We start from the raw sequence: 21,633 nt of genomic DNA, 5'->3' as shown, positions 1-21,633 counted from the left end.
AGTCATGGAGGCAAGCACGTGACCACCGCACAGGAACGCCCTGCAACCGACGCACGAACGTTGATCAGCACGGAACTGCGCGAAACCCTGGTCGACAACATGCGCGCCAAGTTCCCGCAACTGACGGAGGAGAAGGCCGACCGCGGCGTCGGGCAGATGCTCGCGTTCCTCGCCGCATGCGACTACAGCGCGAGGCCGCTCAGCCCCTCGCCGCTCGTCGATGACTTCTGGCACGCCTTCCTGCTCCACACCAAGGCGTACCGGGAGTTCTGCGAGAAGACATTCGGCCGGTTCCTGGACCACCAGCCCGGATACCTCGACCCGGAGGAGCACGGGGGCGGCAAGACCCTCCGGGCCCGGACGGTCGACGCGATCACGCTCGCCGGGTACGAGATCGACATGGAGTTCTGGCCCGAACTGGACCTCGCCGAGTGCTCGCAGTGCCACGCGAACTGCTCGGACAGCCCGAACCACCCGTAACGGCGCCCCCGCCGGTCTCTGGTCTGTGCCACGCTGTGGCCAGGCCGGGGGCCGGCCCCTTCGCTTGACCAACGCAGGAGACCGCGGGTGGATCGCATCGAATGGCATGACCTCCCAACAGAAACCCGGGCCGCCGTCGAACACCACACAGGCCCGATCGACACCGCTGAGACCGCGCCGCACGGTGTCATGTCCCGGCTCGCCTGCACCCTCACCACCCGAACGAGTCGCGCGTTCGTCAAGGGCACCCGCGAGGACGACCCGCAGGCGTGGGTGTACCGCCATGAGGCCCAGGTCACACAGATCGCACCCCGCGCACCTCACGTGCTGTGGGAGGTCGACGCCGGCGGGTGGCAGTTGTACGGCTACAGCTACGTCGGGGGCCGATACCCGGACCTGACACCGGAGTCCGACGATCTTGCCGCCCTCGTAAGCACGCTCACTGTGGTTTCTGAATCGCCATGGCCCGCGAGCCTTCGCAAGAAACCGCTTCACACCCGGTGGGCCGAGTTCCTACCCAAGGAAGTCCCGAGCGGCCTGCAAGGCCGATCACTCGCCCACACGGACATGTCCCCGCACAACATGCTGATGACCGAATCGGGTGAACTGGTCCTACTGGACTGGGCCCTGTCCTGCCCCGCCCCTGCATGGGCAGACACCGCGCTTACCGTCCCCCGGCTCATCTCCGCCGGGCATACGCCGCAGCAGGCCGAGACGATCGCCCGGCAAGTTCCGGCATACCGGGCCGCCGCTCCAGCGGCTCTCACCACATTCGCGCGCACGGTCTACACCGCGTGGGAGGACTGGGAGCGAACGCGCCCCATGCCTCATAGAGCCGCGCTCACGGCCGCCGCGGGCACATGGGCCACTCACCGCGAGAACGAGTGGCAGACAGGCGCACGTGCCCTTTCCCCCTGATCGGCCGCACCGCTCTCGATCCTTCGCGGGGCGGCGCGGCGCCCCGTGGCTGAGTTCTGCGTCGGGCGGGTTGCGTGACGTGTCTATAGCGGAGGTCCACCGTGGACTACGCGTCACCCGGAAATCGCGGCGATCGCCTGCTGCCCCAGGGCTGTCACCATGCCACCGAGTGCGGTTCCCGCAGCCGGCGCAAGCGCCTCGACCAGGCGATCACCGAGCCTCCGCAAGCGCCCTCGATCCGGCCCGTCGCTAGCGGCTTCCTGCTCCAGCTCCTGTGACAGTTGCTCCACCACGACCTGCTGCTGTTCGTCCAGGCCCGAGCTAGGCAGGCTCTGCCGAGCTACCGTCGCGAAGTGAACGAGCTGAGCAAGTACCGCGGGGTCAATGCCCGAGGTGTTGTTCTGCGTGAAGTTACTCTGCGTTCCGACTGCGACGTTCTGCGACCCATCGATCTTCACGTGGAAGGTCGGGCCGTTGGGAGCCTGCGACGGGTTGAGGAACTCGGACACCGGTTTCCCGCTCTCTGCGCAGTCCACGCCCTTGGCCGTTAGGCGGGGCTGAATCAGGTGAACGCTTTGGTCGATACTGCGGCCCTCAACGAGGCCCTTCTCGTTCAGGTAGCCGAGAGCTTGAACGATCTCCGCAGTGGAGAACGGCTGACCCGCAAAGTACGAGCGGTCAGAGGTAAGAAACTCTTCAGCGATCTGGGGTGCGGTTCTGTCCAGGTAGTGACCGTAAAGCCACTGGATCAGCCCTAGACGCAGCTCGGCTGCTCGGGCGGGCCGGTCGCCCCTCTGCCTGCGAAGGTCATCCACGACGTCCAGACCGAACTGGGTGATGTTGAGGTCATCGGCCATCGACGCGAATCGGCACACGCCGAAATCGACGAGTCGACGAGCGACTTCGCTCATGCCTTCGGTGCCACCTGTCGCACTAAGCGCAGGCACTTCGACATTGCGGTGAATGTCACGGCGGACCTGGTCGTACACGTACTCAAGGAGAGCTATCTCCTCGATCGTTAGATTCACACCGATGGACCCTACCGCCTCCCGCCGATCTCTTGTCCCAACTCGGGCATTTCCCTGCCCGCCATCCACCGAGCACACCCCACCAACAGCCGCGAGGTAGCGGGGGCCGTCTCATGTCCGCAGGCCACAGGGCCACTTGTTTTGCACGTCCTATCCAGAAAGAGGACGCCGTGGTGGGCCAGGGAGACCGCTCCGGGGCGTGGCAGGCCGGTTCCGCCGCCGACCAGGGAGGCCATGGTGGCCGAGTGGTGCGGGGCGCAGTAGGGCGGCCTGTCGACCAGGGGGTGGCCGGGTGGCAGCAGCCCGGCGACCGAGTGGACGGCGGTGACCTCGAGTGACTGCTGCCGGCCCAGCTCGGGCAGCAGCCCCGGCAGCCGTTCGGCCAGCATGGTCTTGCCGGCGCCGGGCGGGCCCTTGAAGAAGACGTGATGGCGTCCGGCCGCGGCCACCTCCAGAGCGGCCCGGGCCACGTGCTGGCCGGCGACGTCCGCGAGGTCGGGGGCGTGGTCGCCGGTGGCCATGCCGGTGCCGAGTCCCATGCCGGGCAGGGCGAGCCCGGCGAGGAAGGGGTCCGGGCGGATCTCGCCGGGGACGGGCTCCTCGTCGGGCACCGGTTCGTCGGTGAGGACCGCGATCAGCTGGCGCAGGCTGCGGACGCCCAGCACGGACACCCCCGGCACCAGTGAGGCCTCCGGCACCGCGTTCTCCGGCACGACCACCTGTTCGTACCCGGCGTCGGCGGCGGCCAGCACGGCGGGCAGGATGCCCCGGACCGGCCGGACCCGGCCGTCCAGGCCCAGCTCCCCGATCATCACGATCTCGGCGAGCACTCGGGGATCGATCCGCTCGGCCGCCCCGAGCACCGCCGCGGCCACCGCGAGGTCGAAGCCGCTGCCGCTCTTCGGCACGGATGCCGGGCTCAGCCCGACCGTGAGCTTCTTCGAGGGCCAGGAGGCGCCCGAGTTCACCACCGCGGCCCGGACCCGGTCCCGGCTCTCCGTCAGGCTCTTGTCCGGCAGCCCCACCAGGGTGAAGGCCGCCACCCCGGGCTCCAGGTCGGCCTGGACCTCCACCACCACGCCCTCGACACCCACCAGCGCCACCGAGCAGGTCCGCGCGAACCCCATCTCACGCCACCCCCCGGGCGTGCTCGACCACGGGCGCCCCGCGCTGCGGCAGGAGCACGCCGACCACGTCGATGCGGACGCCGCCCGGCGGTGCCCCTCCGTGTGCGTGGATCCAGTGTTCGGCGAGGCCGCGCAGGCGCTGCGCCTTCTCCGGGGAGACCGCGGCCATGGGATGCTCGAAGACGCCCGCCCGCCGGGTCTTGACCTCGCAGACGACCAGGACGTCGCCGTCCCGCGCCACGATGTCGATCTCGCCCGTCCTGCCGCAGCGCCAGTTGCGCTCCAGGACCGTCAGACCGGCCTCGGCCAGCCGCCGTGCGGCCAGCGTCTCGCCGTACCTGCCGAGTGCGCTGCGTGCCCGATTCGGGCGTGCCTGATGCGTGCGTGCCTGATGCGTGTTCATGTCGGCACCACCTCCGGCGCCAACGGTCACGCATCCCCCGCCAAGAAGTTGATCTTGGTGAGTTACTCAGCGGTTGTGGACAACTCCGTCACCCGTACGAGCCGCCTCAGCCGCCCGGCAGCTCCAGGTCGGTCTTGTTCAGCTCCTCGATGTTCACGTCCTTGAACGTGAGGACGCGGACTTGTTTCACGAAACGGGCCGGCCGGTACATGTCCCAGACCCAGGCGTCCGCCATGGACACCTCGAAGAACACCTCACCCTGGACCGAGTGCACCTGCATCTCGTAGTCGTTGGTGAGGTAGAAGCGCCGCTCGGTCTCGATCACGTATTTGAACAGACCGACGACATCGCGGTACTCCCGGTAGAGCTTCAGCTCCATCTCGGTCTCGTACTTTTCGAGGTCCTCGGCGCTCATGGCATGTTCCCCTTCAGCCGTGCGATCCCCCCATTGTGCGCCAGTCCTGCGCGCCCCTAGACGATTTCCGTGTCAAGGGTGACGGGCCCGGCGGGGGGACCTTCGTCGAGCAGCCTACGGAACAACTCGGCGAGTCTGGTCGGATACACCGTCTCATGTGCCCGGGTCAGTTCCTGGCACGTCCACCAACGTGCTCCGGCCACACTGCGCCGCTCCAGCTCGGTCAGGGCCGTGGCCTCGGTGGCCGTCTGCGTCGTACGGGCCAGGTAGTACCACTCGTCCTGGTCCCACCGGCGGCCGGCGAACGGGAAGGAGCACGTCCGGCGCCACAGCACCGGACCGAGGTCGACGTCCGTGATGCCGGTCTCCTCGGCGAGTTCCCGCAATGCGGCCTGCTCACGGGTCTCGTCGCCCTCCAGGCCGCCGCCGGGCGTGAACCACCAGTCGTCGGCCGGGTCGTCGGGCTCGTGGCCGTGCAGGAGCAGGATGCGGTCCTCGGGGTCGAGCAGGACCACCCGGGCCACCTTGCGCAGGCCGCCCTCCAGCGGCCCCGGCAGCGCCTCAGCGGGCACCGGCGGACTCCGTACGGGTACGGCTGCGGGAGCGGCCCAGCAGGTTCGCGACCGGGCCGTACGCGCCGCCCGCGAGGACCAGCACGGCACCGGCCACGATCATGAACTCGATGACGCGCAACGGGCCCGGCCGGGAGAGGGAGCCCAGGGCCTCGAAGCCGGTCGGGCGCTTGAGCAGGCCCTTCATCGGCCAGATCACGGCGTCCACCCGGGCGCTGACGGCGGTACGCGCGACCGTGCCCTGCGCCGCGTCCGTGAGGTGGGCGGTGGAGTCCAGGGAGCCCTGGCGCTCGTCGCCGAGGAGGAAGAGCCTGCCCTTGGGGACGGTCACGGTCGGGAAGCCTTGGAGCTCAGCCGCGGTGCCGGCCGGCAGATAAGGCTCGTCGATCTGCTTGCCGTTGACCGTCAGCTTGCCGTCGGTGCAGCAGGCGACGGTGTCCCCGCCGACCGCGACCACACGCTTGACGACGTCCGCGTTGGTGACCCAGCTCTTGTCCTTGAAGACGACGACGTCACCCCGGCGCACCTCGCTGCCGTCGATGCGCTGGCCGAGGACCCGGTCCCCGGCGTCGATCGTCGGCGTCATGGAACTGGTGGGCACGGTGTAGGGCCGGTAGGCCACCGCGCCCCAGCCGAATCCGCCGAGGAACATCACGATGCCCAGCGCGACGGCGATCCCGGACAACCGCTGTCCGAGCCTGCCGCCGGTCTGTGCCGCGCCCGTGCTGGTGCCTGCGCCGCCGCGCGGAGCCGTACGTATCGTGCTGTCGCCCATGAGGCCGCACCCTACCCGGCGGTACCGGGCAGGGGCAGCCCTTCTTCGGCGCCCCTGGTCACAAGCTCCCCAAGGGCTTCACATGGGACGGTCAGCAGACGCACACGGGATCCGGTCCCGGCGCGCGCCACGCGGTCAGCGCTTGCCCGCCGCCACGCGCTTGTCGAACTTCTGCTCGATCCGCTCACCCCGACGGCGGCGCCACACCGCGACCGGCAGAACGGCCGCGACCGCCACGCCCTGCGGCGCCACCGTGAGGGAGGCCGCGGCGGACGACTGCGTGTTGATGCCGCTCTGGTCGAAGGTGTCCGGGATCGGCAGCGTGCCCCAGCGGTTGATCGGCCAGGCCTTGACGATGGCACGGCCGACGACGTCCTTCACCGGGACCATGCCGTGGTGCTTGTCGGACTGGTTGTAGCGCGAGTCGCGGGAGTTCTGGCGGTGGTCGCCCATCACCCAGATGTAGCCCTTGGGCACGTGCACCGTGAACTGGCCGCCCTGGTCGTCGACGCTGCACGGCGTGTTGCCCGGGTACACATAAGGCTCGTTCAGCGCATGGCCGTTGACCATGAGCGGGCCGCTGCCCTTGCAGGAGACGGTGTCGCCGCCGACGCCGATGACCCGCTTGATCAGGTCCCGCTCCTCGGCGGACGGCATCAGGCCGATCCAGCTGAGGAAGGTCTGGATCGCGTTCGGCTGGGCGGTGGGCTCGCCCGCCAGCCAGTCGTCCGGGTCGTGGAAGACGACGACCTCGCCGCGCTCCGGCTTGGAGCCGAACCACGGGGTGAGCTTGTCGACCAGGACCCGGTCACCCTGCTGGAGGGTGTTCTGCATCGAGTCCGACGGGATCGAGAACGCCTGCACCAGGAACGTCTTGATCAGCAGCGCCAGTACCAGCGCGATGACGACCAGGATCGGCAGCTCCTTCCAGAAGGAGCGTGGTTTCTTGGGTGCGGGCGCCGCCGATTCACCCGGGTCCCCGTCCATGCCCGAGCCGTCGCCGCCGGAGTACGGACCGTCTGCCGGGGTGCCGTCCCCGCCGGGCCCGGTGCCGTTCCCGGAGGTCGAGGCGCCTTCTGGGGAGGGGACATTCTCCACGGGGCGCCCGCTGTGCTCCTCGCCGTCGTGTCCCGACCGTGCGCCTACCGCCACATCCCCCACGCCAACTCCTTACTCCGTGCCGCCGCCTGCGCCATCCCCGGCGCAAGCCCACCACTCCCATAACGAGCGGGAGTTCCGCAGGGGTCGGGAGTTGGATGTATCCGTTCGGATCGTCGGAGGCAACCCTATGCGACAGCCGGGGAGCCGCGGTCGACCCCGACCCGGAGTCAGAAACGCTTGCGAAGGTTTTAGGTTCGTCGAGCTTGGTCCAGTGGCCGATGGGCCATCCGATCATCATGGCGCGGCCCACCACCGAGGTCACGGCCACCGTGCCGCCGTAGTCGGTGTCCTGGTGCGCGCGCGAGTCGGCGGAGTTGCCGCGATGGTCGCCCATCACCCACAGCCGCCCCTTCGGGACGGTGATGTCGAACTGCTGAGTGGAGGGGGCGTTCCCGGGATACAGGTAGTCGCCCTCGGTCAGCGGTACGCCGTTGACGGTCACCCTGCCCTGTGTGTCACAGCACTTGACGCGGTCACCGCCGACGCCGATGACCCGCTTGATGAGGTCCTTCTCGTTGGCGGAGGGCAACAGACCGATGAAGGTGAGCCCTTCCTTGACCTGCTTGACCCCGACGGGGTCGTTCGCCTTGGTGGTCTGCTCGTCCTTCAGCCAGCCGCCCGGGTCGTGGAAGACGACGACGTCGCCGCGGTGCGGCTGCCACCCGAACCAGGGAGTGAACTTGTCCACCAGGACGCGGTCGCCGATCCGGATCGTCTGTTCCATGGAGCCCGACGGGATCACGAAGGCCTGGACGAGGAACGTCTTCAGCACGAGCGCTATCAGGACGGCCACGCCGACCAGCAGCGGTATCTCCCGTACCGCACCGCGCCGCCGCTTGCGCTTGACCTTGCGCTGCAGCTTGCGCCGCTCCGCGCGGGACCGGCCGCCGCCGGACGGGCCGGAGGTGCGCCGGGCCCCGGTGGGCAGCAGGTTGGCGGCGGCGTCGACCGGCACGCCGCGCGGTCGGCCCCGGTTACCCATGGGACGCTCCGGCGGCCGGCACGCGCGCGTAGGCGACGGGAGGGGTGAGACGGGTCCAGTGGGCGTACGGCCAGACGATCCAGTCGGCCCGGCCGACGACCCTGCTGACGGGGATCATGCCGCCGCCGGGCGAGCCGAGGTGGTCGCGGGAGTCGCTGGAGTCGCTGCGGTGGTCGCCGAGGACGAAGAGCGTGCCGTCGGGGACGTCGACGTTGAAGGGCACGGTGGAGGGGGTGTCCCCGGGATAGAGGAACGAGGTCTCGTCGACCGGCCGGCCGTTCACTTCGATCCTCCCCTTCTTGTCGCAGCAGACCACGTGGTCTCCTCCCACACCGACGACGCGTTTGATGTAGTCGGCGTCCCCGAAGTACCCGGAGCCGTCGAACACCACGACATCTCCCCGGCGCGGCCCGGCACCGAAACGGTACGCCAACTTATTTACGAGAACGCGGTCCCCGATCCTCAATCCCTGTTCCATGGATCCGCTGGGAATCTGGAATGGTTGCGCCACGAAAGTGTTGAGGACGAGCAAAAACGCCAGGCAGGCGAAGAGGGTGAGGGTGATCCAGCCGCCCGGCAGCCAGTCGGTGACCCGCTCGGTGGCCCGCGCCACCAACGCGAAACGCGACCGGTCCTCCGCGGCCTCTGGTTCGGGGCGGGAGGAGCGGTCGCGCTCCGTGTGCTGTGCTTCGGTGTCCATCGGGGCCAGATGCTATCCGGCGACGATGAGACTCCTTCTTACCGGCTCGTCCGCCTACGGCTTCCGGGGGCCGGCACGCGAGATCAGCTCTCGCGCTTCTCCTTGATCTTCGCGGCCTTACCGCGCAGCTCACGCAGGTAGTACAGCTTGGCGCGACGCACGTCACCGCGGGTGACGAGCTCGATCTTCTCGACGATCGGGGTGTGCACCGGGAAGGTGCGCTCGACGCCGACGGAGAAGGAGACCTTGCGGACCGTGAAGGTCTCGCGGACACCGCTGCCCTGGCGGCGGATCACAACGCCCTTGAACTGCTGCACACGGGAGCGGTTGCCCTCGATGACGCGGACGTGGACGTTGACGGTGTCACCCGGGCGGAAGGCCGGGACGTCGCTGCGCAGCGACGCGGAGTCGACGGTGTCGAGCAGGTGAGACATTTCGTCTGCTTTCCTCGCTGATGCCACAGGTCATCAACGGAAACTAGGTGTTCCATGGGGTCTGCCGTGCGGATCGGGGCGGGCGTCGTGTCCCCCTGTGGCAGGGGCGCACGCCGGACGGACGCACAACAGCTGGTTATTCTTCCACGCCCGGTGGCCTGCGCCAAAATCGGCCGTGGGGTGCGCCCTCCGGGTCCGGGGCCCAGCCCAGGATGGAGAGCATCTCCCGGTCCTTCTTGTCGAACGCCTTGGGGTCGCAGCGCTCGATCAGGTCGGGCCGGTGGGCGGTGGTCCGCTTCAGGGCCTCGTCCCGGCGCCAGCGGGCGATCTTGCCGTGGTGGCCGCTGAGCAGCACGTCGGGGATGTCCCGGCCGCGCCAGACGGGCGGCTTGGTGTAGACGGGGCCCTCCAGGAGGTTCGCCATGGCGCCCGGCGCGAAGGAGTCGTCCCGGTGCGACTCGGCGTTGCCGAGGACGCCGGGCAGCAGCCGCGCCACGGCCTCCGTGATGACGAGGACGGCCGCCTCGCCGCCGGCGAGGACGTAGTCGCCGATGGACACCTCGTAGACCGGCATCCGGGTGACGTACTCGTCCATGACCCGCCGGTCGATGCCCTCGTAGCGGGCCGGTGTGAAGATCAGCCAGGGGCGCTCGGAGAGTTCGACGGCGAGTTCCTGGGTGAAGGGTCGGCCGCTCGGGGTGGGGACGATCAGCGCGGGGTCGTGCGAGCCGGTCTCGTAGCCGTCGGCGAGGACGGTGTCGAGGGCGTCGCCCCAGGGCTCGGTCTTCATGACCATGCCGGGTCCGCCGCCGTAGGGCGTGTCGTCGACCGTGTTGTGCCGGTCGTACGTCCAGGAGCGCAGGTCGTGCACCTGGACGCCGAGCTGCCCGCGCGCGCGTGCCTTGCCGACCAGCGAGACGTTCAGGGGTTCGAGGTACTCGGGAAAGATCGTGACGACGTCGAGCCTCATGCTTCGTCGTCCCTGGACGAGTCGATCTCCGCCCGGTCGTCGATCAGGCCGGGCGGCGGCGCGATGACGGCCCGCTGCTCCTCCAGGTCGATCTCGGTGACGATCTCCTCCACGAACGGGATCATCACCTCGCTGCCGTCGGGCCGCTCCACGATGAACAGGTCCTGGGAGGGCAGGTGCGAGATCTCGGTGATCCGGCCGACCTCGGTGCCGTCCTCGGTGACCACGTCCAGGTCGACGAGCTGGTGGTCGTAGTACTCGTCCTCGCCCTCGGGCAGTTCCTCCGGGTCGATCTCGGCGATCAGGAGGGTGTTGCGCAGGGCCTCGGCGCCGGTGCGGTCCCTGACGCCCTCGAAGCGCAGGAGCAGGCGGCCGCTGTGGACGCGGCCCGTCTCGATGGTGAGCGGTCCCACGCCTGCGGGATCGGTGGCGAGTACGGCGCCCGGCCCGAGCCGGAGCTCCGGTTCGTCGGTACGTACCTCGACGGTGACCTCGCCCTTGATGCCGTGGGCGCGGCCGATCCGTGCGACTACGAGCTGCACTGTGCCTGTTCTCCTGTCATCTCCTGCTCGACCTGCTCATGCCTGCTCATGCCTGCTCATACGACTGCGGGCCGGGGACGGCCAGTGGCCCTCCCCGGCCCGAGCCGGTTGCGATAAGCGTCAGCGGACGTGGTCGACGTCGACCAGGTCGACGCGGACTCCGCGACCGCCGATGGCGCCCACGACGGTGCGCAGGGCACGCGCGGTGCGGCCGTTGCGGCCGATCACCTTGCCGAGGTCGTCGGGGTGCACCCGGACCTCCAGCACGCGCCCGCGGCGCAGGTTGCGCGAGGCGACCTGCACGTCGTCAGGGTTGTCGACGATGCCCTTCACGAGGTGCTCAAGCGCCTCTTCGAGCATGCTGCTCAGGCCTCGGTCGACTCGGACTCAGCCGCGGCCTCGTCCTTCTTCTCAGCCTTCTTCTTCTGGGTGATCGCCTCACCCTTGCCCTCGTCGTCACCGCCGAGCGCCTCGAACGACGGACGCGTGGCCTTCGGAGCGGCCACGAGCAGCGGCGCCGGGGCGGGCTCGCCCTTGAACTTCTGCCAGTCGCCGGTCTTCTTCAGGATGGCGAGGACGGGCTCGGTCGGCTGGGCGCCGACGCCGAGCCAGTACGCGACGCGGTCGGCGTCCACCTCGATGACCGACGGGTTGTAGGTCGGGTGGTACTTGCCGATCTCCTCGATCGCACGGCCGTCACGGCGGGTGCGGGAGTCGGCGACGACGATGCGGTAGTGAGGCGAACGGATCTTGCCCAGACGCTTCAGCTTGATCTTGACTGCCACGGGAGTGGGTTCTCCTGGATTTGACGTGGTTGGGCACGGCGAGACTGCCGCGTGGGGTTGCGGTACCCGAGTGCCCGATGGACGCGTCAGCCGGAGGAGAGAGGGGTCCTGTGCGGCTGTCGAGTACAGCTAGCCATTGTGCCATACCCTGCGGGTCGCTTTGGCCGACGGTCTGGTGGGCGGCTCCTGGGCATGCCCGAGTCGCACCCGGCGTGGAGGTGAGGTCACGTCGGGTGCGATGACCGGCGCTGTGAAGTTGCCGTCCGCGCCCACCCGTGCCGCCCAGCGGCAACTGCCCGCGGGGAGACGGGGTGCCTGCGGTCCGTGGGCCGGTGGCGGAGCATGGCTACGGCTGCCACGAGCAGCCGTCCCTCATGCCGCGCCGACGACCTCCGGAATGCGGAACGGTTTGCCGCAGCCGCCGCAGACGATCGGGGCCTGGGCCAGGACCGACGGCACCACCCGGACGTTGCGGCCGCAGTCGCACACCGCCTTGACGCGGACGCCGCCACCGGAGGAGCCGTGACGGGCGGCCGGGCCGCGGAAGGTACGGGAGGTGTCCGCGGACGTGGCCACCGTGTGCGCCTTGAGAGCGCGCTGCAGTCTCTCGATGGTCGGGCGGTAGCGTCGCTTCGCCTCGGGGTTGAGCGTGACCAGCGAGAAGCCGCTGCTGGGATGCGGCTCGTCGGGGTGGTCCAGGCCCAGCTCCTCGGCGATCGCGAGGAATCGGCGGTTGTGGTAGCGGCCGGCCCGGGAGGTGTCGCGGACCCCCCGGGAGGCGGCGATGCCGTGGACTGCCTCATGGAGCAGCCGTTCGAAGGAGAGCTCGTGACCGCACGCGGACGACGACTCCCCGATCAGGGACTCTGGCGCGGCAAGGTCGGGCAGCTCGGGGTGGTACCGCTGAATGTCGGCCCACGCCTCTGCCAGCTCTGCGGCGAGAACAGGTGGTGTCTGTGTCGTGCTCACGTAATGAGAACGAGCGGGAGGGCCCCTGTGTTCCTATTCCGGGGCATCCCAAATAATTTGCACGTACCCGTCAGTTGCCGCTGATGCGTGGAGACGAGCACGGGTGCGCTGATCTGCGGAGAAGCCTCACAGCTCGTACCAAGCCGGTGCGTAGTCTGACGTACGACCCGCCACGTATCCCTGGTCCGGACGCCTGGACGACGAAGGTCTGCGGATGCGCAAGAGGCGTTTCGGTCGCCCTCGTGGCCGGGGCCCCATCCCGGTCAGCGTGCGCGGCGGCCCCGGCGTTACTCGCGGCCCGTCGTCATCCGGCACCGTCCCGGCTCCGGCGACCGGAACACCGCACGGCCGCCGTGTCCGCGGACCATGGCCAGAACCGCCGTGTCGTGGGTCCGATGGTAGAGCCCCAAGTTGCCGGGATGTGAAATCTCGCCACAGTCACAGCGCACGTACAAGCGGGGACCCGCGACCTCTGGACGCCATCGCGAGCCCGGAGTTATGTGGCATAGGTGGGAAGTGCGGGCGCACGGCACGGGGGCCACGGAATCGGTCAGTGCGTAACTCTCGGCGGAATGGGGCGCTTACCTATGACACCTACGCTCGTGCGGCACCACCTGTCTCACGTGGACTCACCACCCCGTGTGAACCTGGGCGCACGCGCGCGTGACTGGTCCGAGATCCAGGAGCGGATGCTGGTGCCGCTCTACGAGACCGTCCACGAGCGACTCGAAGTGGGCCCGGCCACCCGGCTGCTCGGCCTGCACTGCGGTTCCGGTCTCGCCCTGCTGATGGCGGCGGCCAGAGGAGCCGCGGTCACCGGAGTCGACTCCTCCCCCGAACGGCTCGCCCTCGCCCGTGAGCGTCTGCTGCCCGACCCGGCCCCCGGTGCAGGCGCGCGTGGCCGTGCCGCCCGGATCGTCGGGGGCACTCCCCGGGCCGCGGCGGACGCGCAGGCACCGGCATACAACCTGATCACCGCCTTCGATCCGATCGGCTGCCTGGCCGGCGACGCCGAGCGGCTCGGTGACCTGCTGGCCGAGGCGACTCCCCTGGCGGAGCACGGGGCGGCCGTGGTGCTGACCGGCTGGGGTCCGCCGGAGCGCTGCGCGACCTCGTCGGTGCTGCGGGTGGCCGCGAAATTGGCCGATCCTTTGCGCACTACGGGCAGTTGGCGCGCGGCTTGTCGTGACGATCTGGAGGAGGTCGCCCAGCGGGCAGGTCTGCGGATCGACGGGTCCGGGCGGGTCTCCTGCCCGTTCGGGTACGCCGACGCGGACAGCGCGGTGCGGGGGCTGCTGTCGACCGGGCTGTTCGATGCGGGGATTGTGGCGACCGACGAGGAGCAGGTCGGCAAGGAGCTGGCCGAGGCGCTTCATCCGCACCAGCGGGCGGACGGCACGGTGTGGATGCCGAATGTGTTCCGGTACTTGATCGCGCGCGTGCGTTGACGCTTCGCGGGTCCGCCGTCTTCGGGTGCGGCGCCGTGGGGGCCGGTCGCGCAGTTCCCCGCGCCCCTTACCGGGCGCCCAGGCACGGGGCGTTCAGATACAGAGGCGGATTCAAAGCGGTCAGGCCTCGTCCAGGTCCTTGGTCAGTCTCGTGATCCCCGCGATGCGGTACGCGTCCGCCTCCTCCAGGGTCTCGTTCTCCAGGAGGGCCTGGGCCAGGGCGTCCAGCTGGCCCCGGTGATCGACGAGTTTGCGGCGGGCCTCGTCGTAGCACTCGTCGACGATGCGGCGCATCTCGGTGTCGATCACGTCGAGGGTCTGGGGGGCGGCGGCGAGGCCGTAGGCCTGCTGGGCGTCGCTGGGAAGGGCGGAGAGGCGGCCGACCTCCTCGCTCATGCCCCAGCGGGAGACCATCCCGCGCGCGATGCCGGTGACCTGCTCCAGGTCGCTCTCCGAGCCGGTGGTGATCACGCCGTAGACGACCTGCTCGGCCGCCATGCCCCCGAGGGCGCCGATGATACGGCCGCGCAGGTACTCCTCGGTGTACGCGTACTTGTCGGCGTCCGGTGTGGAGAGCGTGACGCCGAGGGCGCGGCCGCGCGGCACGATGGTGATCTTGCGGACCGGGTCGGCGCCGGGCTGGAGCATGCCGAGCAGGGCGTGCCCGCTCTCGTGGTAGGCGGTGCGCCTGCGCTCCTCCTCGGGCATGACCAGGGGTCGCTCGGCGCCCAGCTGGACCTTCTCCAGGGCCTCCGAGAGGTCGGACTGGGTGACCAGGTCCTGTTTGCGCTTGACGGCGAGCAGGGCGGCCTCGTTGGCGAGGTTGGCCAGTTCGGCGCCGGTCATGCCCGGGGTCGTACGGGCCACCTGGGCGAGGTCGACGCCCTCGGCGAGCGGGATCTGGCGGGTGTGGATCCGGAGGATGGCCTCGCGGCCGGTGCGGTCCGGGGGCGACACCTGGACGACCCGGTCGAAGCGGCCGGGGCGAGTGAGCGCCGGGTCGAGGATGTCGGCGCGGTTGGTGGCCGCGATGACGATGACGCCCTCCGAGCCGGAGAAGCCGTCCATCTCGGTGAGGATCTGGTTGAGGGTCTGCTCGCGCTCGTCGTGACCGCCCATGGAGGCGCCGCCGCCGCGCGCCCGGCCGATGGTGTCGATCTCGTCGATGAAGATGATGGACGGGGCGACCTTGCGGGCCTCGGCGAACAGTTCGCGTACGCGGGAGGCGCCGACGCCGACGATCATCTCGATGAACTCGGAGGCGGAGGCCGAGAAGAACGGCACCCCCGCCTCTCCCGCAACGGCCCGCGCGAGCAGCGTCTTGCCGGTGCCGGGCGGGCCGGCGAGGAGCACGCCCCTCGGCATCTTGGCGCCCATCCTGCGGTAGGCGTCGGGGTTCTTGAGGAAGTCGACGACGTCGTTGAGCTCGCCCTCGACCTCGTCGATGCCGGCCACGTCCTCGAAGGTGGTCCGCTGCTGTCCGGGCTCCAGTTCGACCGGCTTGGGCGGCGCCTTGCGACCCAGCATGCCGCCCGCACCGCCGAGGCCCGCGCTCATCCGGCGGGCGATGAAGACCCACACCGCGACGAGGATGATGATCGGCGCCAGTGAGATCAGCAGATTGGCGAGAAAGCTGCGGTGCTGGACGACCGGTTCGGCGGTGACCGTCACGTCGTGCTTGGTCAGGCTGGTCCAGAGGTCGTCGCCGGCGAAGGAGGGGCGCTCGGTGTTGAACTTGGTGTAGTCACCGCTGCCCTCGGGGTTCTTCTGCTCCTTCTTGAGCTGGCCCTGGATCGAGTCGCCCTTGGCGTAGATCTTCTCGACGTTGCCGTCGTTCACCTGCTTGCTGAACTCGGTGTACGAGATCGTCGGCTCGTTCGCCTGGTCGAAGTACGACAGCACCAGGTTGGCCAGCAGGTACACGACCAGTGCGGTGACGATCAGCCGCCACCAGCCGCCGTGCATCCGCCGCCCGCCGTTCGGCGGCTTGGGCGGCTCCTCGGGAGCGCCCTCGGTACGCCAGGGCTGGTCGGGTGACTTGCGCGGCGGCGCGGGGTTGGTCATATGCGGACCGTACGGCACGGACCAACCCCTGGCACCCGCACAGGTGAACTCAGCCCATGAACTTCTTGAACTCGTCCGGCAGCTCGAAGTCCTGGGCGCCCTGCTGCGGGAGCCCGAAGGCGCCGCCCTGTGCGGCGGCCTCGCGGCGCTGGGCCTCCTCCAGCTCCTGCTGCTTGCGCTTCATCGGGTTGCCGGAGCGCTGCTTGCCCTTGGCCTGCTTCGGCTGCTTCTTCTGCCGGCCGGGGCCGCCGCCCATGCCCGGGATCCCCGGCATGCCCGGCATGCCGCCGCCCTGGGCCATGCGGGACATCATCTTGCGGGCCTCGAAGAACCGCTCGACCAGGTTCTTCACGGCGCTGACCTCGACACCGGAACCCTTGGCGATACGGGCGCGGCGCGAGCCGTTGATGATCGTCGGTTCCTGGCGCTCGGCCGGGGTCATCGACTTGATGATCGCGGCGGTGCGGTCGACGTCACGCTCGTCGAGGTTGTTGATCTGGTCCTTGATCTGGCCCATGCCCGGCAGCATCCCGAGGAGCTTCGAGATGGAGCCCATCTTCCTGACCTGTTCCATCTGGGCCAGGAAGTCGTCCAGGGTGAAGTCCTGGCCCTTCTTGGACGCCAGCTTGGAGGCCATCTTCTGGGCCTCTTCCTGGCTGAACGTCTTCTCCGCCTGCTCGATCAGGGTGAGCAGGTCACCCATGTCGAGGATGCGGGAGGCCATCCGGTCCGGGTGGAAGGCGTCGAAGTCGTCGAGCTTCTCGCCGTTCGACGCGAACATGATCGGCTTGCCGGTGACCTGGCGGATGGAGAGCGCGGCACCGCCGCGGGCGTCACCGTCGAGCTTGGAGAGCACGACGCCGTCGAAGCCGACGCCGTCGCGGAAGGCCTCGGCGGTGGTGACGGCGTCCTGGCCGATCATGGCGTCGACGACGAAGAGGATCTCGTCGGGCGTGACGGCGTCCCGGATGTCGGCCGCCTGCTGCATCAGCTCCTGGTCGATGCCGAGCCGGCCGGCGGTGTCCACGATCACGATGTCGTGGACCTTGGACTTCGCGAAGTCGATGGAGTCCTTGGCGACCTTGACCGGGTCGCCGACGCCGTTGCCCGGCTCGGGCGCGTAGACGGCGACACCGGCGCGCTCGGCGACCACGCTCAGCTGGTTGACGGCGTTGGGGCGCTGGAGGTCGGCGGCGACGAGCAGCGGGGAGTGGCCCTGCTCCTTGAGCCAGCGGCCGAGCTTGCCCGCGAGGGTGGTCTTACCGGCACCCTGGAGACCGGCCAGCATGATCACGGTGGGCGGCTGCTTGGCGAACCGCAGCCGGCGTGTCTCGCCGCCGAGGATCGTGACCAGCTCGTCGTTGACGATCTTCAGGACCTGCTGGGCCGGGTTGAGCGCCTTGGAGACCTCGGCGCCGAGCGAGCGCTCCTTGACGTTCTTGATGAACGTGCGGACGACCGGGAGGGCCACGTCGGCCTCGAGGAGCGCGATGCGGATCTCCCGGGCCGTGGCGTCGATGTCCGCTTCGCTCAGACGCCCTTTGCCGCGCAGATTCTTGAAGGTCGCTGAAAGGCGATCGGAGAGAGTGTCGAACACGGCGGCGTCGGTCCTCGGAGTCGGGGGCGGTGAGCGTCTTCCAGGGTATCCGGCCGCGCAAGGAAGTGGTCCCCGCCTTGCACGACCGTGCGATCAGCCCCTCAGTGTCTCCTCCAGCTTGCGCGCCACGGACGCCGCCTCCTCCGCGGGCAGCGGCGCGTGGTCGGTGCCGGTCACGTAGAAGGCGTCGACGGCGTTGGAGCCGAGCGTGCTCACGTGCGCGCTGCGCACCCGCACCTCGGCGTCCTCCAGCGCCCGTCCGATCCGGAACAGCAGGCCCGGTGCGTCCTGCGCCCGTACCTCGAACACCGTGGCGTGCCGGGAAGCCGCGGAGGCCACCGACACGCGCGGCGGCGGGGCCACCCAGCCCCGGCGCCTCGGGTAGGCGGCGTCCCGCTCCGCGAGGCGGCCCGCGATGTCCAGGGTGCCGTCCAGCGCCCGTACTAGATCGGCCCGCAGGCGGGCGGCCTGCGGCAGGGAGCCGTACTCGGCCGCGACCCGCCAGTCGAGCAGCAGGACCGTGCCGTCGTCGACGTCGTCCGGGAGCCGGAGAGAGCGCAGCTCGGCGGTGCGGACCGTCAGGCGGTGCACGGCCAGTACGCCGGCGACGGCCGGGAGCACGCCCGGCTGGTCCGGTACGGCGATGAGCAGCTCGACGCCCAGCGGTTCGGGGTCGCCCGTGGGCTCCTCGTCGGCGGCCGGCGGCTCGGTCTGGGCGCGCAGGGCCAGGACCGGGGCGCCGGTGCGGTAGGCCTCGATGGCCAGCCGCTCCTGCTCGGCCGTGGGCGCGCCCGGCTCGGGCTCGTCGACCGTGTCCCCGGCGAGGACCGCCGAGACCCGCTTCACCAGGTCGGCGACGAGGGAGCCGCGCCAGGAGGACCAGGCCGCCGGGCCGGTGGCCAGCGCGTCGGCCTCGGTGAGGGCGTGCAGCAGCTCCAGGGTGCCCTGGGTGCCGACGGCGTCGGCGACCAGGCGGACCGTGGCCGGGTCGTCCAGGTCGCGCCGGGTGGCGGTCTCGATCAGCAGCAGGTGGTGTCGTACCAGCGTCGACAGGACCGCCACGTCGGCGCGGTCGAAGCCGATCCTGGCCGCCACGTCCTTGACGATGATCTCGCCGGCCACGGAGTGGTCGCCGGGCCAGCCCTTGCCGATGTCGTGCAGCAGGGCGGCGACCAGCAGGAGGTCGGGCCGGTGGACGCGGCGGGTGAACTCGGAGGCGCGGACGGCGGTCTCGATGAGGTGCCGGTCGACGGTCCAGATGTGCACGGCGTTGCGCTGCGGCCGGCAGCGGACCCGCTCCCAGTCGGGCAGGAGGCGGGTGATCAGGCGCTCGGCCTCCAGCGCCTCCCAGACCTCGACGGTGGGTCGGCCGGAGCCGAGCAGGGTGACCAGCTGCTCGCGGGCCTCGGCGGGCCAGGGCGTGGGCAGGGGGCGTGCGGTGGCGGCCAGGTGCCGTACGGCGTGCAGGGAGAGCGGGAGGCCGGCCTGGGCGGCGGCGGCCGCGGCGCGCAGCGGGAGCACGGGGTCGCGTTCGGGGCGTGCGGCGCGGGCGAGCACCACCTCGCCGTCCTGCTCCACCACGCCTTCGGCGAGCGGGGAGCGCTCGGTGACCGGCTTGCCGCCGCCCAGCATGGCGCGCAGGCGCGGGCGGACGGCACGCGAGCGCAGCACGCGCCCCACCTCGCGCCAGGTGACGTCACTGGCGTACGAGATGACGCGCGCGGACTCGTAGACCTGGCGCAGCAGGGTGTCGGCGTCCAGGAGGTCCAGTTCGGCGGCGACCTGGTCCTGCTCCTGGAGGGCGAGGCGGTCGGTGGCGCGCCCGGTGGCGAGGTGCAGGGCGTCACGGACGTCGAGGAGCCGTCGGCGGGCGTCGGCGAGGCCCTCGCGTGGGGCGTCGGCCAGCCAGGAGGCGGCGACGGCGCGCAGCGTGGTGGCGTCGCGGAGGCCGCCGCGGGCCTCCTTCAGATCGGGTTCCAGGAGGTACTGCAGCTCGCCCTGGCGTTCGCCGCGCTCGGCGCAGAGTTCCTGGAGTTCGGGGAGGCGTTTGGGCGCCTGGTTGCGCCAGTCGGCGAGGATCGCGGTGCGCAGTCCGGTGGTCAGGCCCAGGTCGCCGGCGATGTGGCGGGCGTCGAGGAGGCCGAGCTGGACCTTGAGGTCCTCACCGGCGGTCTTGCGGGCCTCGGCGGGGGTGCGCACGGAGTGGTCCAGGGCCAGGCCCAGGTCCCAGACGGGGTACCAGAGCCGGTCGGCGACGGCGGCCACCGCGCCGGAGTCGGCGCCGTCGTGCAGCAGCAGGAGGTCCAGGTCGCTGCGTGGGGAGAGCTCGCTGCGGCCGTAACCGCCGACGGCGACCAGGGAGACACCGCCCCGGATGCCCTCGGTGGCCGCCGCGAACAGCCCGGTCAGCCATTCGTCGGTCAGCTCGGCGAGGGCGGTACGGCGCGGCGGCCCGGACCGCGCCCCCTCGGTGAGGAGGCGCAGCCGGGCCGCCGCGTAGCCGCTGGGTCCCGCGTTCTCTGCGTCGTTCCGAACTTCCGTACCCGTCACCCAGCGACTCCTGCCTGTATTCAGATGGTTCTGTTCTACAGTGCGTCCGGTCCGCGCTCGCCGGTGCGGACCCGTACGGCGGTCTCGACCGGGAGCGACCAGACCTTGCCGTCACCGATCTTGCCGGTGCGGGCGGCCTTGACGATGACGTCGATCAACTGCTCGGCGTCCTCGTCCTCGGCCAGCACCTCGATGCGGATCTTGGGCACCAGGTCGACCGTGTACTCGGCACCACGGTAGACCTCGGTGTGGCCGCGCTGCCGACCGTAGCCGCTGGCCTCCGTGACCGTGAGGCCGTGGACGCCGAAGGCCTGCAGGGCCTCCTTGATCTCGTCGAGCCGGTGGGGCTTCACGACGGCGGTGATGAGCTTCATGCGTCCACCTTCTTGCTCGTGCCGGCCAGCGCCGCGGCGGAGACCGCGCCGATGACACCGCCGCCCGTGCCGCTGAAGTCGTATGCAGTCTCGGCGTGCTCGGCCTGGTCGATGCCGGACACCTCCTCGTCCTCGCTGACCCGCATGCCGAGGGTCTTGTCGAGGAGGAAGGCGAGGACCGCGGAGGCGACCAGGGAGTAGCCGAGGACCGCGCCGACACCGGCGAACTGCTTCCACAGCTGGGTGAAGGAGTGGTCGCCGTAGAAGACGCCGGTCGCGGTGGACTGGCCCTTGCCGGTGGCGAAGAAGCCGATGAGCAGGGAGCCGATGATGCCGCCGACCATGTGGACGCCGACGACGTCCAGGGAGTCGTCGTAGCCGAACTTGAACTTCAGGCCGACGGCGGCGGCGCAGGCGACACCGGCGATGGCGCCGACGGCGATCGCGCCGAGCGGGGAGACCGCACCACCGGACGGGGTGATGGCGACCAGACCGGCGACCGCGCCGGAGGCGGCGCCCAGGGTGGTGAACGCGCCGTGCCGGATCTTCTCGTAGGCGAGCCAGGCGAGCATGGCGGCGGCGGTGGCGACCTGCGTGTTGACGAACATCAGCGCGCCGACGCCGTCGTCGTTGCCGAGCCAGGAGCCGGCGTTGAAGCCGAACCAGCCGAACCACAGCAGACCGGCGCCGAGCATGACCAGCGGGAGGCTGTGCGGGCGCATCGGGTCCTTCTTGAAGCCGACGCGCTTGCCGATGACCAGGATGACGCCGAGGGCGCCGGCACCGGCGTTGATGTGGACCGCGGTACCACCGGCGAAGTCGATCACGCCGAGCTTGTAGGCCCAGCCGTCGGCGCCCCAGACCCAGTGGGCGACCGGGACGTAGACGACCGTCAGCCACAGGGCGACGAAGAGCGCCCAGGCCGAGAACTTGACGCGGTCGGCGATGGCACCGCTTATCAGGGCCGGGGTGATGACCGCGAACATCATCTGGAAGACCATGAACACGAAGACCGGGATCGTGTAGCCGGGCCAGAGCTCCGTCAGCCCGACGTTGCTCATGCCCAGCCAGTGGGAGTCGTAGCCGATGAAGCCGTTGCTGGAGCCGAAGGCCAGGGAGAAGCCGTAGAGCACCCACAGGATGGTGACGATCCCGATGCTGACGAAGCTCATCATCAGCATGTTCAGGGTGCTCTTGACGCGGACCATGCCTCCGTAGAAGAAGGCGAGACCCGGCGTCATGAGCAGCACCAGGGCGGAGCAGATGAGCATGAAGCCCGTGTTCGCGGAGGACAGCTTGGGTGCCTCCGCGGCAAGCGTGATGGCGGCTGATGCCATCG

General features: G+C 70.1%; 21 protein-coding genes and 2 pseudogenes. 3 read left to right on the top strand and 20 right to left on the bottom strand.

Annotated elements, in window-relative coordinates; all coding sequences use genetic code 11:
• Positions 1-18 precede the first annotated feature (18 nt).
• The gene (locus tag ACFY6U_RS22765; protein WP_390040842.1) at positions 19-480 is read left to right on the top strand and encodes a glycine-rich domain-containing protein; all 462 of its coding nucleotides are present in this window, start codon (positions 19-21) and stop codon (positions 478-480) included.
• An 87-nt stretch (positions 481-567) separates the two neighbouring features.
• On the top strand, positions 568-1,398 hold the full coding sequence (locus ACFY6U_RS22760; protein ID WP_390040840.1) for a phosphotransferase family protein: 831 nt from the start codon (positions 568-570) through the stop codon (positions 1,396-1,398).
• 113 nt (positions 1,399-1,511) lie between these two features.
• Here the strand turns inward: ACFY6U_RS22760 and ACFY6U_RS22755 are convergent, their stop codons facing one another.
• The 15 genes and pseudogenes from ACFY6U_RS22755 to ACFY6U_RS22685 form a co-directional block, all read right to left on the bottom strand.
• Positions 1,512-2,387 carry a hypothetical protein gene (locus tag ACFY6U_RS22755; protein WP_390040838.1) on the bottom strand — a complete coding sequence of 292 codons (876 nt, stop codon included), beginning with the start codon at positions 2,385-2,387 and terminating at the stop codon, positions 1,512-1,514.
• A 173-nt stretch (positions 2,388-2,560) separates the two neighbouring features.
• Positions 2,561-3,553, bottom strand: a pseudogene (locus ACFY6U_RS22750) (ATP-binding protein); the annotation flags it as partial.
• Between the two features lies 1 nt (position 3,554).
• Positions 3,555-3,956 (bottom strand): YraN family protein, encoded by a 402-nt coding sequence (locus ACFY6U_RS22745; RefSeq protein WP_390040836.1) that lies wholly within the window; start codon positions 3,954-3,956, stop codon positions 3,555-3,557.
• A 106-nt stretch (positions 3,957-4,062) separates the two neighbouring features.
• Entirely contained in the window at positions 4,063-4,371 is a 309-nt protein-coding gene (locus ACFY6U_RS22740; RefSeq protein ID WP_008745401.1) for a DUF2469 domain-containing protein, read from the bottom strand.
• Between the two features lie 56 nt (positions 4,372-4,427).
• Complete coding sequence (locus ACFY6U_RS22735; protein ID WP_390040834.1) at positions 4,428-4,943, bottom strand: NUDIX hydrolase; 516 nt, start codon at positions 4,941-4,943, stop codon at positions 4,428-4,430.
• Positions 4,933-5,718: a signal peptidase I gene (lepB, locus tag ACFY6U_RS22730; protein WP_390040832.1), complete on the bottom strand. Its 786-nt coding sequence runs from the start codon at positions 5,716-5,718 to the stop codon at positions 4,933-4,935. The genes ACFY6U_RS22735 and lepB (ACFY6U_RS22730) overlap by 11 nt, the downstream gene beginning before the upstream one ends.
• 135 nt (positions 5,719-5,853) lie before the next feature.
• A complete protein-coding gene (gene lepB / locus ACFY6U_RS22725; RefSeq protein WP_390040830.1) occupies positions 5,854-6,879 on the bottom strand; it encodes a signal peptidase I in 1,026 nt (341 codons plus the stop codon).
• A pseudogene (lepB, locus tag ACFY6U_RS22720) lies at positions 6,773-7,861 on the bottom strand (signal peptidase I); the annotation flags it as partial. The gene lepB (ACFY6U_RS22725) and the pseudogene lepB (ACFY6U_RS22720), both read right to left, overlap by 107 nt.
• Positions 7,854-8,561, bottom strand: a complete 708-nt coding sequence (gene lepB, locus ACFY6U_RS22715) for a signal peptidase I (protein WP_390040828.1) — start codon at positions 8,559-8,561, stop codon at positions 7,854-7,856. The pseudogene lepB (ACFY6U_RS22720) and the gene lepB (ACFY6U_RS22715), both read right to left, overlap by 8 nt.
• An 83-nt stretch (positions 8,562-8,644) precedes the next feature.
• Positions 8,645-8,995: a 50S ribosomal protein L19 gene (rplS, locus tag ACFY6U_RS22710; protein ID WP_351485043.1), complete on the bottom strand. Its 351-nt coding sequence runs from the start codon at positions 8,993-8,995 to the stop codon at positions 8,645-8,647.
• 136 nt (positions 8,996-9,131) lie between these two features.
• The gene (gene trmD, locus ACFY6U_RS22705; protein ID WP_390040825.1) at positions 9,132-9,965 is read right to left on the bottom strand and encodes a tRNA (guanosine(37)-N1)-methyltransferase TrmD; all 834 of its coding nucleotides are present in this window, start codon (positions 9,963-9,965) and stop codon (positions 9,132-9,134) included.
• Positions 9,962-10,507 (bottom strand): ribosome maturation factor RimM, encoded by a 546-nt coding sequence (rimM, locus tag ACFY6U_RS22700; protein WP_351485040.1) that lies wholly within the window; start codon positions 10,505-10,507, stop codon positions 9,962-9,964. Before rimM ends, trmD begins: the two co-directional genes overlap by 4 nt.
• A 120-nt stretch (positions 10,508-10,627) precedes the next feature.
• Complete coding sequence (locus ACFY6U_RS22695; RefSeq protein WP_003973401.1) at positions 10,628-10,867, bottom strand: RNA-binding protein; 240 nt, start codon at positions 10,865-10,867, stop codon at positions 10,628-10,630.
• 5 nt (positions 10,868-10,872) lie between these two features.
• Entirely contained in the window at positions 10,873-11,292 is a 420-nt protein-coding gene (gene rpsP, locus ACFY6U_RS22690; protein ID WP_093498844.1) for a 30S ribosomal protein S16, read from the bottom strand.
• Positions 11,293-11,664: 372 nt separating this feature from the next.
• Complete coding sequence (locus ACFY6U_RS22685; RefSeq protein WP_093498845.1) at positions 11,665-12,261, bottom strand: hypothetical protein; 597 nt, start codon at positions 12,259-12,261, stop codon at positions 11,665-11,667.
• Between the two features lie 587 nt (positions 12,262-12,848).
• On the opposite strand from ACFY6U_RS22685, the gene ACFY6U_RS22680 reads away from it, so the two are divergent.
• The gene (locus tag ACFY6U_RS22680; protein WP_390040823.1) at positions 12,849-13,709 is read left to right on the top strand and encodes a class I SAM-dependent methyltransferase; all 861 of its coding nucleotides are present in this window, start codon (positions 12,849-12,851) and stop codon (positions 13,707-13,709) included.
• A 120-nt stretch (positions 13,710-13,829) separates the two neighbouring features.
• Here ACFY6U_RS22680 and ftsH read toward each other — a convergent pair whose 3' ends face one another.
• From ftsH to ACFY6U_RS22655, 5 genes are all read right to left on the bottom strand, one after another.
• On the bottom strand, positions 13,830-15,773 hold the full coding sequence (gene ftsH, locus ACFY6U_RS22675) for an ATP-dependent zinc metalloprotease FtsH (protein WP_390040821.1): 1,944 nt from the start codon (positions 15,771-15,773) through the stop codon (positions 13,830-13,832).
• Positions 15,774-15,822: 49 nt separating this feature from the next.
• Positions 15,823-17,370 (bottom strand): signal recognition particle protein, encoded by a 1,548-nt coding sequence (gene ffh, locus ACFY6U_RS22670; RefSeq protein WP_390040819.1) that lies wholly within the window; start codon positions 17,368-17,370, stop codon positions 15,823-15,825.
• Between the two features lie 93 nt (positions 17,371-17,463).
• Positions 17,464-19,920 (bottom strand): [protein-PII] uridylyltransferase, encoded by a 2,457-nt coding sequence (locus tag ACFY6U_RS22665; RefSeq protein ID WP_390040817.1) that lies wholly within the window; start codon positions 19,918-19,920, stop codon positions 17,464-17,466.
• A 35-nt stretch (positions 19,921-19,955) separates the two neighbouring features.
• Positions 19,956-20,294: a P-II family nitrogen regulator gene (locus ACFY6U_RS22660; RefSeq protein ID WP_093498850.1), complete on the bottom strand. Its 339-nt coding sequence runs from the start codon at positions 20,292-20,294 to the stop codon at positions 19,956-19,958.
• The gene (locus ACFY6U_RS22655) at positions 20,291-21,631 is read right to left on the bottom strand and encodes an ammonium transporter (protein ID WP_390040815.1); all 1,341 of its coding nucleotides are present in this window, start codon (positions 21,629-21,631) and stop codon (positions 20,291-20,293) included. The genes ACFY6U_RS22660 and ACFY6U_RS22655 overlap by 4 nt, the downstream gene beginning before the upstream one ends.
• Positions 21,632-21,633: the final 2 nt, after the last annotated feature.

It is taken from the genome of Streptomyces sp. NPDC013157 (assembly GCF_042899865.1).
In the GTDB taxonomy this organism is placed as follows: Bacteria; Actinomycetota; Actinomycetes; order Streptomycetales; family Streptomycetaceae; genus Streptomyces.
This window is presented reverse-complemented; position numbering and strand designations above follow the sequence as displayed.